Source organism: Agrobacterium sp. P15N1-A (assembly GCF_044626815.1).
In the GTDB taxonomy this organism is placed as follows: Bacteria; Pseudomonadota; Alphaproteobacteria; order Rhizobiales; family Rhizobiaceae; genus Agrobacterium; species Agrobacterium leguminum.
Genome location: NZ_JBIUPF010000001.1, coordinates 806,195 through 819,906 on the forward strand (window position 1 = coordinate 806,195; position 13,712 = coordinate 819,906).

The window sequence follows — 13,712 nt, forward strand, 5'->3', positions numbered from 1 at the left end:
CTCGGGACAAGCCCGAGGATGACGTCGCGTGTGAGGAATGGTTTGTCCGCGACCTGACCGGAGCCCGCAAAAGCAGCCTCCGGTTTTCTGACATTTCGCCCGTCAAATCACCGGCGCTTGGTCTTGGCCTTTGCGCCCTGCTCGGCGAAGCCGATGAAGACGCTGACAGACTTCGGTGCGCCGCCCGGTCCGTTGGGGATGGCGACGTGGTCGTTGTTGAAGATGAACTGCGTGCCGGCCCCGCCTGCCGGAACATCGATGGCGAAGGCGGTGGTTTCGCCGTAAATCTCGCCGTCGCCGTCCTTCACCGTCACGCGGATCGGCACGGTCACGCGGCCGGGCTTGGCCATCGGGCCGGGAACGAGGCGGCCCTGGGCCAGCACGTTGACGGTGAGCGTCGATTCATTGGCGGTGCACGAACGCGTCGTATCGGACAGCGAGACCTGATAGGCGAGTTTCTGCGGATCGTCCTTGGCGCCGCCGGCATAGACGCGATGAACGGCGTTGGCATCGAGAACCGTCACGGCCGGGCAATTGGCCTGAACCACGGCAGCCGTCGGTGCGGCCTGCGCTGCCGGCGGGTTGACGGCAAGCGAGTCCGACGGGTTGGAGGAATTGCATCCTGCAACAACGACGAGAAGCGACATCGCGGCGGACAAACGCAAGAAATTCCCTGACACTCTTCTAATTCCCTCTCCATTGTCCCGGAACAGAACCGGAGACGCTGTTTATTGACCTTTCACCCAGGTTGGCGATGGTCTATAGCAGCGACGCCGGAAAAAATCGATTGGCATGTTCGGTTTTGCTTGAATTTTCAGAAAAGCCCTTCATTAGCTCGCCAATCGCCTCATTGCGGTGAGACGCTGCGGACAAAGACGCCGATCGCATCGGTAACGGATAAGGGACTATCTCGTGGAATATGTATCGACCAGGGGTGCGGCCCCTTCGCTTGGTTTTTGCGACGCGCTTCTGGCGGGCCTTGGCCGTGACGGCGGGCTTTATGTTCCGCGCAAATGGCCTTCCATGTCGAAGAAGGAAATCCGCAACCTGCGCGGCAAGTCCTATCAGGATGTCGCCTTCGAGGTTCTCTACCGTTTCACCGGCGGCGAGATTCCGGCAGACAAGTTCAAGGCGATGATTGACGACGCCTATGCGACCTTCCGGCATCCTGCCGTCGTGCCGCTGACGCAGACCGGCCCGAACACCTTCGTTCTCGAGCTTTTCCACGGCACCACGCTCGCCTTCAAGGATGTGGCGATGCAGCTTCTCGCCCGCCTGATGGACTATACGCTTTCCGAACGCGGCGAGCGCGCCACCATTGTCGGCGCCACCTCGGGCGATACCGGCGGTGCGGCCATCGACGCCTTTGCCGGGCGCGAGCGCACCGATATCTTCATCCTCTTCCCGAACGGCAAGGTCTCTCCGGTGCAGCAGCGCCAGATGACGACCTCGACCGCTTCCAACGTGCATGCGCTGGCGATCAACGGCAATTTCGACGATTGCCAGACGCTGGTCAAAGAGATGTTCAACGACGTGAAGTTCCGCGACGGTGTGAAGCTTTCCGGCGTCAACTCCATCAACTGGGCGCGCATCATGGCGCAGGTGGTCTATTATTTCACCGCGTCGCTGTCGCTCGGCGGCCCCGACCGGAAGATTTCCTTCACCGTTCCGACCGGCAATTTCGGCGATATCTTCGCCGGTTACGTCGCCAAGAAGATGGGCCTGCCGATCGACAAGCTCGTCATCGCCACCAATGACAACGACATTCTGGCGCGCACGCTGAAGACCGGCCGTTACGAGATGCGCGGCGTCAAGCCGACCACCTCGCCCTCCATGGACATCCAGATCTCGTCCAACTTCGAGCGCCTGCTGTTCGAAGCCTATGGCCGTGATTCCGCTGCGGTAAAGGCATCGATGGACGGCCTCAAGCAGTCCGGATCCTTTGAAATTCCGCCGCACGCGCTGAAATTCATCAAGAAGGATTTCCGCGCCGGCCGCGCCACCGAAAAGCAGGTGGCGGCAACGATCCGCGACACGCTTGAGAAAACCGGTTACCTGATCGACCCGCATACGGCGACCGGCGTTTTTGTGGCGGAAAAGCACGAAAAGGCCTCAAGCCCGATGGTGGTTCTGTCTACCGCCCACCCGGCTAAATTCCCGGCCGCTGTAAAATCCGCTTGCGCAATCGAGCCTGCGCTTCCAGTATGGTTAGCTGACATTATGAACCGGGAGGAGCGTTTCGACATTCTGGATGCGGAGCTCAAAGCCGTGGAAACCTTCATCGGCAAACACGCACGCGCCGGCAAATAGAGACGCGGAAAGACGTTGAGTATGAGAGTAAATGTGACCCGGCTTTCGTCCGGGTTGACCGTTGTGACGGAAAAAATGCCGCATCTCGAAAGCGTCGCTCTTGGGGTGTGGATCAAATCCGGTTCCCGCAACGAGACGACTGCCGAACACGGCATCGCCCATCTTCTCGAACATATGGCTTTCAAGGGCACGGCGCGCCGCACCGCCCGGCAGATCGCCGAAGAAATCGAAAATGTCGGCGGCGAAGTCAACGCCGCGACATCGACGGAAACGACCTCCTACTACGCCCGCGTCCTGAAAGACCACGTCCCCCTCGCCGTCGATATCCTTGCCGACATCCTGACGGAATCGCTGTTCGACGAAGACGAGCTGGAGCGGGAGAAAAACGTCATCCTGCAGGAAATCGGCGCGGCGACCGATACGCCCGACGACGTGATCTTCGACAATTTCTCCGGCGTCGCCTATCGCGACCAGACCATCGGCCGTCCGATCCTCGGCACGCCGGATACCGTTCAATCCTTCACCACCGGCCAGATCAGGCATTATCTCGCCCGCAACTACACGACGGACCGCATCTTCGTCGTGGCGGCAGGCGCAGTCGATCACGAGAGCTTCGTGAAGCAGGTGGAGGAACGTTTCGCCTCGCTGCCGCAATTGCCCGTCGCCACGCCGGTGCTCGAAAAGGCTATCTATACCGGCGGGGAAATCCGCGAGACCCGCGACCTGATGGATGCGCAGGTGCTCCTCGGCTTCGAGGGCAAGGCCTATCACGCCCGCGATTTCTATTGTTCGCAGATTCTCGCCAATATACTGGGCGGCGGCATGTCCTCCCGCCTGTTCCAGGAAGTGCGCGAATATCGCGGCCTCTGCTATTCTGTCTATGCATTCCACTGGGGCTTTTCCGATACCGGCATCTTCGGCGTGCATGCGGCCACCGGCGGCAACGACCTGCCGGAACTGGTGCCCGTCATTCTGGAGGAACTTCGCAAGTCCTCGCAGACCATCCATCAGGAAGAAATCGACCGCGCCCGGGCGCAGATCCGCGCGCAATTGCTGATGGGACAGGAAAGCCCGGCGGCACGTGCCGGCCAGATGGCCCGGCAGATGATGCTTTACGGCCGGCCCATCCCCAATGAGGAAATGATGGAGCGGCTGGGCGACATCACCCGCGCGCGCCTGACCGATCTTGCGGGACGGCTGTTTTTCGATACAGTTCCGACATTGTCCGCAATTGGCCCGCTCGAACATCTGCCGCCTCTTTCCGACATCACTGCGGCGCTTTCCGCGCAGCAGCCCGCAAGGATAAAGGCGAACGGATAAACCGATATGAGAGCGGGATTTAAAGGCGAAGACCGCTCATCTTTTTCGCCATCCCGCTCGCGGATGGCGATGTCTGCCGCACAGGGATCGTGAATGCTGCGTTTTCTTTCCCGACATAGCGACACGCCCGAACTGCGCAGCGCCAACCACCTTCTCAGACTGCCGCGCTACGGCGATTTCAAGCAATGGCATGTGCTGCGCTCCGAAAGCCGACAGTTTCTCCAGCCCTGGGAGCCGACCTGGCGGCCGGACGAGCTGACGGAAGGCGCCTTCCGCATGCGCGTGGTGCGCAACGGCCAGGAATTTTCCTCCGGCACCGCCGTTTCCTTCCTGCTATTCGAGAAAGAGACGCTGCTGGTCGGCGGCATCACCATCGGCTACATCCGCCGGGGTGCGGCGCAAAGCTGCATGATCGGCTACTGGATCGGCGAGCGGCACGCCGCGCAAGGCCATATGTCTGCCGCATTAAAATTGGTAATACCATACATCTTTAACGGACTTCAGTTGCACCGTATCGAGGCAGCCTGTATTCCGGAAAACTTCAAAAGCATCCGGCTTCTCGAAAATGCCGGGTTCCAGCGGGAAGGCCTCCTGCGGGAATATCTGAAAATCAATGGCCAATGGCGGGATCATATGATGTTTTCCCTTCTTGCCGACAAGCAAAGCTCCGGCGGAACGAAGTACGATACATGACCTATAATCACACTGCGCCTTGCCTTGCGAAACGTCTGGCGGCAATCGCGCTGGCTGCGCCGTTTTTCCTGCTTTTCCTGCTTTTCTCTTCCTATTCCTACGCCTTCGAGCCGGTGAAGATTTCCCGTGACGACACGGCGCTCGACCTGACGGCAACCACCGATATCTATGCCAACCAGGGCGAAGCCTTTCAGGTCTCGACCGCGCCCGGCCCCGATGGCATTCGCCGCCGCATCGAGGTGCGCGCCAGCTCCACCGACCATCAGGGCGACTGGGCGGTTTTCGCACTCGCCAACGTCTCCGAAGAGCAGCTGGAGCGCGTCATCGTCGCCCCGCATTTCCGCCTCGTGAATTCCAAGCTGTTCTGGCCCGATCTCGGTTCGCAGCGCATCATGGCGATCACGCCGAGCGAAGGCTTTGCGCTCGACCGGCAGCCGAGCCCGGATGCCGATGTGTTCCGTATCACCCTCAATCCCGGCTCCGTCATCACCTTCGTCGCCGAGCTTTCCACGCCGCAGCTGCCGCAGCTTTATCTGTGGGAACCGGAAGCCTACAAGGACACGATCAACGCGTTTACGCTCTATCGCGGCATCGTGCTTGGCATTGCCGGCCTGCTCGCCGTGCTGCTCACCATCCTGTTCGTGGTTAAGGGAACCTCCGTTCTGCCGGCCTCGGCCGCGCTCGCATGGGCGGTGCTCGCCTATATATGCGTGGATTTCGGCTTCCTCGAAAAGCTCATCACCGTCACCTCAAGCGATCAGCGAATATGGAGGGCGGGCGCGGAAGTCGCGCTCGCCTCCAGCTTCGTGGTCTTCCTGTTCACCTATCTCAATCTCAACCGATGGCATGCGCATCTGGGTTATGCGACCTTTGCCTGGGTGGTGGGTCTGGCGCTGCTGTTCGGTGTGGCGATCTACGATCCCTCGGTCGCCTCCGGCATTGCCCGCGTGTCCTTCGCGCTCACCGCAACCGCCGGCATCGCCCTCATCATCTATCTCGGTTTCAACAAATATGACCGGGCCATTTTGCTGGTTCCCTCCTGGGCGCTTATCCTCGTCTGGCTGTTCGGCAGCTGGCTGACGGTGACGGGACAACTGGACAACGACATCGTGCAGCCCGCACTCGGCGGCGGGCTGGTGCTGATCGTGCTTCTGATCGGCTTCACCGTCATCCAGCACGCCTTTGCCGGCAGCGCCTATCAACAGGGTCTGTTCTCCGACCTCGAACGCCAGTCGCTGGCGCTGACGGGCAGCGGCGATACCGTCTGGGACTGGGATGTGACGCGCGACCGCATCGTCACCACGCCCGATATTTCCAACCGGCTGGGGCTGGAACCCGGCGCCATGCACGGTGCGGCACGCAACTGGCTGCCGCGCCTGCACCCTGACGATCGCGACCGGTTCAAGGCGACGCTCGACGTGCTGCTCGACCACCGCAAAGGCCGCCTCAACCACGAATTCCGTATTCGCGCCGAAGACGGGCATTTCCACTGGCTGCAAATCCGAGCACGGCCGGTTCTCGGCTCCAACGGCGAAATCATCCGCTGCGTCGGCACCATCACCGATATTACCGAGCAGAGGAACTCCGTGGAGCGACTGCTTCAGGATGCGATGAACGACAATCTGACCGGGCTTCCGAACCGGCAGGTCTTCCTTGATCGCCTGCAATCGATCCTCAATCTCTCGCCCGATAGCGAGGGCGTGCGTCCGACCGTGATGGCGATCGATATCGACCGTTACAAGCTGGTCAACGATACGCTCGGCATTGCTGCCGGTGACAACATCCTCATTGCGCTGACCCGTCGTCTGCGCCGTCTTTTGAAACCGCAGGATACGCTGGCGCGTCTTGGGGGCGATGAGTTCGGCCTGATCCTGACCTCGGAGCGCGATCCGCAGCGTGTGGCCGATTTCGCCGATGCGGTGAACAAGGCGATCATGGTGCCGATCAATTTCGCCAACCGCGAAATCATTCTCACCGCTTCCATCGGCCTCGTTTCGTGGATCGATCAGCAGGAAAGTGCGGCCGGACTCTTGAGCGATGCGGAACTCGCCATGTATCGCGCCAAGCGCGCTGGCGGCAACCGCGTCGAGCCCTTCCGCCCCGCCTTCCGCACCTCAGGCACCGACCGCCTGCAGATGGAAAGCGACCTTCGCCGCGCCATCGAGCGCAAGGAGCTGTCGCTGGCCTACCAGCCGATCGTCAAGCTCGACGATGGCGAGCTGGCCGGTTTCGAAGCGCTGATGCGGTGGGAGCACCCCAAGCGCGGTAATATTCCGCCGAGCGAGTTCATTCCGATTGCGGAGGCCTCCGGCCTGATCGAACCTCTCGGCATGTTCGCGCTGGAACGGGCGGCGACCGATCTGATGGACTGGCAACACGCCATCGAGAAGATGCCGATCTTCATTTCCGTCAATATTTCCAGCGCGCAATTGCTGAACAACGAATTGTACAACGACGTGCGCGGCATGCTGACCCGCACGCGCTGCAATCCGCAGCAGCTGAAACTGGAACTGACGGAATCCGTGGTCATGGAGAACCCGGAACAGGCGCGGCTGGTGCTTTCCAAGCTCAAGGAAACGGGCTTGAGCCTCGCCATGGACGATTTCGGCACCGGCTATTCGTCGCTCGCCTATCTCACCCGCTTCCCCTTCGACACCATCAAGCTCGACAAGGCGCTGGTGGCCAATACCAGCGACAAACGCAACGTCCTGCTGCGCTCCGTCATCGCCATGGCGCGGGCGCTCGACATGCAGGTGGTGGCGGAAGGCATCGAGACGCCCGAGGATGCGGCCGAACTGGCGCGCATGAACTGCCATTTCGGCCAGAGCTTCCTGTTCGGCACGCCGGTTTCGGGCGATGCGGCGCTCAAGCTTCTGCGGGAACGCTTCCAGCCGACGAAGCGGGCTTCGTAAGGGATATCGGGACACATGGAAGCGAGGGGCGCAGCGATGCTCCTCTCCTCGAAGGTCAGACTGTTCCTCTTGACGAAAAACCCCGTTCCGTCATTCCCGCCTTGAGCCGGAATCCAGTCAACGGGCGTCTGCCCGGCGGAAAGGCTCCCTTCAGCCCAAGGACTTGGGCTGGCTGGATACCGGCTCAAGGCCGGTATGACGGGAGAAGAAAACCGCGCTTCCTCTGATCAGGACACTCCGCCTGCCGCACATTCACTGCACTACCGCATTCTGCTCGGCCATCGGCGACTGATCCGCCGCCACCTTCCCATGCAGCAGGTCATGAATGAACTCCATCTTCGCCACCACCGGCGGCGTCAGCACGAAGGGATAGAGGTCCGCCTCCCCCATGCTGCGCTGGATGGAATTGATGGCGACACTGAGGGGAATCCACGCCTTGACCAGCTGCGCGGCGCTGCGGGCTTTGTAAGGATCAAACGTCACCTCGGCCGCCATTTCCTCATGTCCGTCCGGATCGATGGCCACGCCGAAGGCGCGGGCGGTCTCCAGCGTATCGACGATATGCAGGTAATGGGCGAAACATTCGGCGAAATCTTCCCAGGGGTGGACTGAGGCGTAAGAGCTTATGAAGCTTTCCTGCCAGTCGGGACGCGGTCCCTCTTCGTAATTGCGTTGCAACGCGGCGCCATAATCCTCGCTGTCGTCGCCGAAGACGGCGCGGCAGGCCTGCAGGCGGTTCTCATCCCGCACCAGCTTGTTCCAGATGAAGTGACCCACCTCGTGGCGGAAATGGCCGAGCATGGTGCGGTACGGCTCGTTCATGTTGGCGCGAACCTGCTCGCGGGTGGCATCGTCGGCTTCCGCGGCGCGGATGGCGATCAGGCCCTCATCGTGACCGGTCATGGCGGGAATGACGGAACCGTCAGGCGCCACCTCGTCCACCAGAAAATCGAAGACCAGCCCACCGGCGGGATCGGCATCGCGATTGGGATGCGGCAGGCCGAGCCGCAGGATCGAATAAAACAGATGCCGCTGCGCCTGGCTGATGCGACGCCATTGGGCGATACCCTCATCCGTCGCGATATCCGGCACCAGACGGTTGTGGCTGCAGGCCGGGCAGAAGGCGCTGTCGCTTTGCGCCGGCACTGACCAGTTGCAGATATCGTTCACTTCATTGGCACAAAACCGCACCTGTTTTTGCGGGTCCGCGACGATCTGCCAGTTCGGCTCACCCGCAGGCGCCAGCGCCTCCATCGAAAGCCGCTCCGGCACGAAGGCCAGACGATGACCGCAGGAAACGCAGAAACGATTGTCGAAATGGACCGGCTGGCCGCAGGATGCGCAGGAAAAAAGCTTCATCGATGAAACCCTTGCGATGGATCGGGTGGATGGAGGAAACATACGATGCCAACATGCACCGTAGACGACAGCTGAAAATCATTGACGCTCATGCGCTCCGGGCTTACCCCCCCTCTGCCCTGCCGGGCATCTCCCCCTCAAGGGGGGAGATCAGCAAGACGCTCTTCCACCACTCCATTCTCAAGCATTGAGATGGGCGAGACCTCGCCTCAGGTCGATCTCCCCCCTTGAGGGGGAGATGCCCGGCAGGGCAGAGGGGGGTAAGCCCGGAGCGCAGGAGCACCAATGATTGGCAACGGTCGCCTGCGGTGGCCACTATGAAGGGCGTAACAGGCGGCCGCCTTCGGAACATCCCAGACGACAGGAGCGCATGTGCGGCCAACACATGCGCTCCGAAGCGCCGCATCGAAAGAGGCGCGAGACCGTCAGGCGAGATTACATGCGGTCGACGGCGCCCTTGACGGCGTCTTTCGCCTTGCCAACGCTGGTCTGTACCTTGCCCTTGGCTTCCTGGGCAGCACCCTTGGCGCGCAATTCATTATTGCCCGTCGCTTCGCCGACGTTCTTCTTCACTTTGCCAGCAACTTCATTGGCTTTACCGGCGATCTTGTCAGATGTGCTACCCATAATACTACTCCCTCGTTGAGCCGTACTGTCTGTCCGGCTTTCCGGGTGAGTAACGTCAGGGGTCAGGATTTGGTTCCAGCCAAAACGGGCGGGAATATGCAGGGCTCAGGCGTGCCCGGCATCGGTGGAGAGCATGCGCGCATCGACGCCCATGAGCGCCAGCGCCCGCTCGTATTTATTGTCCAGCCCGCGGTCGAAAATCAGCTCTTCCGCAGCGGGGCAATTCAGCCAGCCATTATTGGCGATCTCGTTTTCCAGCTGGCCCGGACCCCAGCCGGCATAACCGAGCATCATCGTCGCCCTTTGCGGGCCGCGGCCGTTGGAGATGGCGCGAACGATATCGAGCGTTGCCGTCAGCGAAATGTCATCGCTGACCGGAATGCTGGATTCGCTTAGATAATCATCCGAATGCAGCACGAAACCCCGGCCGGATTCCACCGGGCCGCCGCACTGGATCGGAAATTCGCGGGTGCGGTTGGGCAGCATGATGGCGTCGTTGCTGTCCACCAGTTTCAGGTGCAGCAGAATATCGGTGAAGGTGATCTGCTGCGGGCGGTTGATGATGAAGCCCATGGCGCCGGCATCCGAATGGGCGCAGATATAGATCACCGAACGGGCAAAATTGCCGTCGTCCAGCCCCGGCATCGCGATGAGGAACTGACCATCGAGAAAGCCACGTTCGCGTTTGTCCATCAGGGTTGAAAAGCTCACCGGCGCCTCCAGCAGACCGCATTCCGTCGTTTAACGGAAACGGCGTTCGCACTTCGACAAAGGACAGGATGCGGCATCGCGCCCGATCAATCAACCGAAAATGATGAACCGCACGAATTCGTAACTGGTCCGCCGGGCGATGTTGGGTTAGACGGAAAGCATGAGCGCCAGAATATTCTTTCGATTTTCACATTTCCGTTTTGCAGCGGCATTTGCCGCCCTACTTGGCGGTGCTGAAGCCGCCCGGGCCGAGATTACCGACTGGGCGAGAAGCGAAGGCGGCCAGATGCGCGTGGCGAGCCTTGCCATGGATGCCGACGGCGTGGTGCGCGGCGTGCTGCAGATCGAGCCGAAGGACGGCTGGATCACCTATTGGCGCGAACCGGGCGAAGCAGGGATACCGCCGCAGATCACGCCCGATCCGGCAAGCGGCGCGGCGCTCACCACCATGGCCTATCCGGTTCCGAAGCTGATTGAAAACGGCGACATCACCGATATCGGCTATGACCACGCCGTCAGCCTTCCGTTTCAGCTGAAAGCCGCCGACCCGGCGGCAAGCGGGAAGATCGATCTCACCGCCTTTATCGGCGTGTGCCAGAATATCTGCATTCCCTTCGAGGCGAAGTTTTCAATCGAGCGCGGCAATGCGGGCGATGACGACCGCGAGGAACGGCGATTGCTGGAGGAGGCGCGCGAAACGCTGCCCGAGGCGGCATCCGACGATTTCAAGGTGATCGATTTCCACATCACACCCGACAAGACCATGCTCGGCGTGCAATTGCAGCTTCCGGAAAACGCGCCGAAGGAGACCGAAATCTTCATCGCCGGTCCCTCGGGCTTTGCCTATTACGAGCCGCAGAACCTGGTGCGCGACAAGCGCAAGCTTTCCTTCTACATGAACATCAAGGGCCTGCCGAAAACCTATCAGGTGCAGGGCAATAGCTGGCCTATCCTGGTCAAATCCGGCGACCGGGCCATGGAAACGATGCTGAATTTCCCGAAGCCCTGAGCAGCGTTTCAGCGCTGGAAATTAGCTCGAAAACCGCATGACAGATTTCATTTCCGTACTCCGGATCCTGTCAGGTTCATTCTGAATCTGAGAGGATGCGGACACCTTGTTTTCGTTTGTCTTCCCGGGAAAACCGGGTTCCACTTTTCCCTGCCAAACTCTATAGTCGCGCGAACCGAACGGCTACAGGAGCACGGACATGACCATCAAGATCGGCGAAAAACTGCCTTCCGCAACCTTCAAGGAAAAGACGGCCGACGGCCCGGTGGAAACCACCACGGACGCGCTTTTCGGCGGCAAGAAGGTGGTTCTCTTCGCCGTTCCCGGCGCTTTCACCCCCACCTGCTCGCTGAATCACCTGCCGGGTTATCTCGAAAACCGCGACACCATTCTTTCCAAGGGCGTTGACGATATCGCCGTTGTCGCCGTCAACGACTGGCACGTGATGGGCGCATGGGCGCAATCCTCCGGCGGTCAGGGCAAAATCCACTTCCTCGCCGACTGGGACGCCGCTTTCACCAAGGCGCTCGGCCTCGACGCCGATCTTTCCGCCGGCGGCCTCGGCGTGCGCTCCAAGCGTTATTCGATGCTGGTGGAAGACGGCGTTGTGAAGTCGCTCAACGTGGAAGAGAACCCCGGCCAGGCGACGGTCTCTGCCGCTGCGGCGATGATCGAGCAGCTTTGAGGGCGAGCCTGGTCCCTCGTTGCATGTAAAGGCTCCTGCTTCCCGTCATGCCGGACTTGATCCGGCATCCAGCCACGGCGCGTCTGCGCCGTGGGAAGAGTCTTTCGCGATCAAAGACTTGATCGCACTGGACCCCGGACCAAGTCCGGGGTGACGGCGACCTTTCGTGACACGATTCTGCTATAGGCATTCACAGTGCAGAATAAAGGGCGGCCCCGCCGCCCTCCTCTCAAACATTCATATCGAACACCAGAAGCCCGGCCAGACCGCCATCGGTGAGCGACACGAGACGTTCCCCCACTTCCATGTGCCTGGGATGGGCGAGATAGTCGTCGCGGGCTTCCGGGCTTTCCAGCGTCACGATGAAACCATCGACAAAACCGCCATTCAGCCCTTCGGGTGAGACATTCTGGCCGTATTTCACATCGATGATGCCGGGTATCGCATCCTTCAGGGCGGCAATCGCCTCGAATATTGCGTGTTTTTCAGAAGAGGCCGTTGCAGCCTTGAAGCGTAGAAATACACAATGCAGGATCATCCGGATTTCTCTCCTCCGTTGGGCGCTACCGGAGCGCCCCTTGACGACAAGATAGGTCGGGTTTCGGTTTTCACAACCCCCGATAACGGGGTCGCCGGCGCGGATTTGCCCGGCCCGAAATAGAGCAGGCTTCCATTACCGCCGTTTGAAGGGCTCCATGCCCTTTCGCGCCAACTCGTCGGCGCGTTCGTTTTCCGGGTGGCCGGCATGGCCCTTGACCCAGTGCAGGGTAACCTTATGGCGTTGCTGCGCCGCTTCCAGCGCCTGCCATAGTTCAACATTCTTGACCGGCTTGTTATCGGCGGTTTTCCAGCCCTTCTTTTTCCAGCCGAAAATCCACTTGGTGATGCCGTCCTTCACATAGGCGCTGTCGGTATAAAGATCGACCTCGCAGGGGCTTTTCAGCGCATTGAGCGCCGAGATCGCCGCCATCAACTCCATGCGGTTATTGGTGGTCTCGGCCTCGCCGCCCAAGAGTTCCTTCTCCACCTCGCCGTAACGCAGCACGGCGCCCCAGCCGCCCGGACCGGGATTGCCGGAGCAGGCGCCATCGGTGAAAATATCGACATGTTTCATTCGCCCGCCAGCCCATATTCGGCGACAGTGGCGATGGAACGGTGGAACCGCAGCTTGCGCAGATATTCCAGCGGGTCTTTCTTCACCACCAGCGCGCCTTCCGGCGTCGTCAGCCAGTCATAAAGGCGGGTGAGGAAGAAACGCAACGCCGAACCGCGCGCCAGAAGCGGCAGCGCCTCCAGCTCCGCTTCGCTCAGCGGGCGCACCGACTGGTAACCCTCCAGCAGCGCCTTGCCCTTGGTGACGTTGTAAGCGCCATCCTTTTCGAAGCACCAGGCATTGAGGCAGATCGACACGTCATAAGCGAGCAGGTCGTTGCAGGCGAAATAAAAATCGATCAGACCGGACAGTTCATCGCCGAGGAAGAACACATTGTCCTGGAACAGATCAGCATGGATGACGCCGGCCGGAAGATTTTTCGGCCAATGGGCGGCGAGATAATCGATCTCCGGGCGAATCTCGTCTTTCAGGCCCTTCTCCACCTCGTCGGCGCGCGCTTCGGACTTGTCCCAAAGCACCTTCCAGCCTTCGACGGAAAGCGCGTTCGGCCGCTTGATCTCGAACCCCTCGCCGGCCAGATGCATGGCGGCCAGCGCCTTGCCGACTTCGCGGCAATGTTTCGCTTCCGGCTTTCTCAGCCACATGCCCTCGAGAAAGGAAATGAGCGCCGCCGGCCGGCCCGATAGCTCTCCCAGCAACTCGCCATCCTTGCGCGGCAGCGGCAGGGGGCAGGACAGACCCTTGGCGGCCAGATGCTGCATGAGGCCGAGAAAGAAGGGCAGATCGTTTTTCTCCACGCGCTTTTCATAAAGCGTGAGAATCAGCGGGTCCTTGGTGGTATGCAGCAGGAAATTGGAGTTTTCGACGCCTTCGGCAATGCCCTTATAGGAGGTGAGGCTGCCGACGTCATATTGCGTGAGGAAATTCCTCAGATCATCTTCGGTGATGTCCGTATAAACTGCCAATTTCAAA

Annotated in this window: 13 protein-coding genes; 6 read left to right on the forward strand and 7 right to left on the reverse strand. The window is 60.5% G+C overall.

The window, feature by feature from the left end:
- Nucleotides 1-107: 107 nt before the first annotated feature.
- Entirely contained in the window at nucleotides 108-647 is a 540-nt protein-coding gene (locus ACIK7D_RS03995; RefSeq protein WP_162936788.1) for a PilZ domain-containing protein, read from the reverse strand.
- Nucleotides 648-912: 265 nt separating this feature from the next.
- Here ACIK7D_RS03995 and thrC point away from each other — a divergent pair, with 265 nt between their 5' ends.
- The 4 genes from thrC (at nucleotide 913) to ACIK7D_RS04015 (ending at nucleotide 7,235) form a co-directional block, all read left to right on the forward strand.
- Nucleotides 913-2,310, forward strand: coding sequence for a threonine synthase (gene thrC, locus ACIK7D_RS04000; protein ID WP_003520498.1), 1,398 nt, complete (start codon nucleotides 913-915; stop codon nucleotides 2,308-2,310).
- A gap of 21 nt (nucleotides 2,311-2,331) precedes the next feature.
- Entirely contained in the window at nucleotides 2,332-3,630 is a 1,299-nt protein-coding gene (locus ACIK7D_RS04005; protein WP_080817483.1) for a pitrilysin family protein, read from the forward strand.
- A 93-nt stretch (nucleotides 3,631-3,723) separates the two neighbouring features.
- Nucleotides 3,724-4,323, forward strand: coding sequence for a GNAT family N-acetyltransferase (locus ACIK7D_RS04010; RefSeq protein ID WP_003509108.1), 600 nt, complete (start codon nucleotides 3,724-3,726; stop codon nucleotides 4,321-4,323).
- Nucleotides 4,320-7,235 (forward strand): sensor domain-containing phosphodiesterase, encoded by a 2,916-nt coding sequence (locus ACIK7D_RS04015; protein ID WP_080817484.1) that lies wholly within the window; start codon nucleotides 4,320-4,322, stop codon nucleotides 7,233-7,235. Before ACIK7D_RS04010 ends, ACIK7D_RS04015 begins: the two co-directional genes overlap by 4 nt.
- A 252-nt stretch (nucleotides 7,236-7,487) precedes the next feature.
- Here ACIK7D_RS04015 and ACIK7D_RS04020 read toward each other — a convergent pair whose 3' ends face one another.
- From ACIK7D_RS04020 to ACIK7D_RS04030, 3 genes are all read right to left on the reverse strand, one after another.
- Entirely contained in the window at nucleotides 7,488-8,594 is a 1,107-nt protein-coding gene (locus ACIK7D_RS04020) for a putative zinc-binding metallopeptidase (protein ID WP_400155682.1), read from the reverse strand.
- A 435-nt stretch (nucleotides 8,595-9,029) separates the two neighbouring features.
- Complete coding sequence (locus ACIK7D_RS04025) at nucleotides 9,030-9,221, reverse strand: CsbD family protein (protein ID WP_003521119.1); 192 nt, start codon at nucleotides 9,219-9,221, stop codon at nucleotides 9,030-9,032.
- Nucleotides 9,222-9,326: 105 nt separating this feature from the next.
- The gene (locus ACIK7D_RS04030) at nucleotides 9,327-9,932 is read right to left on the reverse strand and encodes a YqgE/AlgH family protein (protein WP_003521117.1); all 606 of its coding nucleotides are present in this window, start codon (nucleotides 9,930-9,932) and stop codon (nucleotides 9,327-9,329) included.
- A 160-nt stretch (nucleotides 9,933-10,092) separates the two neighbouring features.
- On the opposite strand from ACIK7D_RS04030, the gene ACIK7D_RS04035 reads away from it, so the two are divergent.
- Nucleotides 10,093-10,941, forward strand: a complete 849-nt coding sequence (locus ACIK7D_RS04035; RefSeq protein WP_400155683.1) for a protein-disulfide reductase DsbD domain-containing protein — start codon at nucleotides 10,093-10,095, stop codon at nucleotides 10,939-10,941.
- 199 nt (nucleotides 10,942-11,140) lie between these two features.
- On the forward strand, nucleotides 11,141-11,626 hold the full coding sequence (locus tag ACIK7D_RS04040; RefSeq protein ID WP_003521115.1) for a peroxiredoxin: 486 nt from the start codon (nucleotides 11,141-11,143) through the stop codon (nucleotides 11,624-11,626).
- Between the two features lie 229 nt (nucleotides 11,627-11,855).
- Here ACIK7D_RS04040 and ACIK7D_RS04045 read toward each other — a convergent pair whose 3' ends face one another.
- The 3 genes from ACIK7D_RS04045 to ACIK7D_RS04055 all read right to left on the reverse strand — a co-directional run bounded on the left by ACIK7D_RS04045 (nucleotide 11,856) and on the right by ACIK7D_RS04055 (nucleotide 13,705).
- Nucleotides 11,856-12,164 (reverse strand): Dabb family protein, encoded by a 309-nt coding sequence (locus tag ACIK7D_RS04045; RefSeq protein WP_080817488.1) that lies wholly within the window; start codon nucleotides 12,162-12,164, stop codon nucleotides 11,856-11,858.
- A 135-nt stretch (nucleotides 12,165-12,299) separates the two neighbouring features.
- Complete coding sequence (rnhA, locus tag ACIK7D_RS04050) at nucleotides 12,300-12,740, reverse strand: ribonuclease HI (protein ID WP_065654308.1); 441 nt, start codon at nucleotides 12,738-12,740, stop codon at nucleotides 12,300-12,302.
- Nucleotides 12,737-13,705 (reverse strand): homoserine kinase, encoded by a 969-nt coding sequence (locus ACIK7D_RS04055; protein WP_400155684.1) that lies wholly within the window; start codon nucleotides 13,703-13,705, stop codon nucleotides 12,737-12,739. The genes rnhA and ACIK7D_RS04055 overlap by 4 nt, the downstream gene beginning before the upstream one ends.
- Nucleotides 13,706-13,712 lie beyond the last annotated feature (7 nt).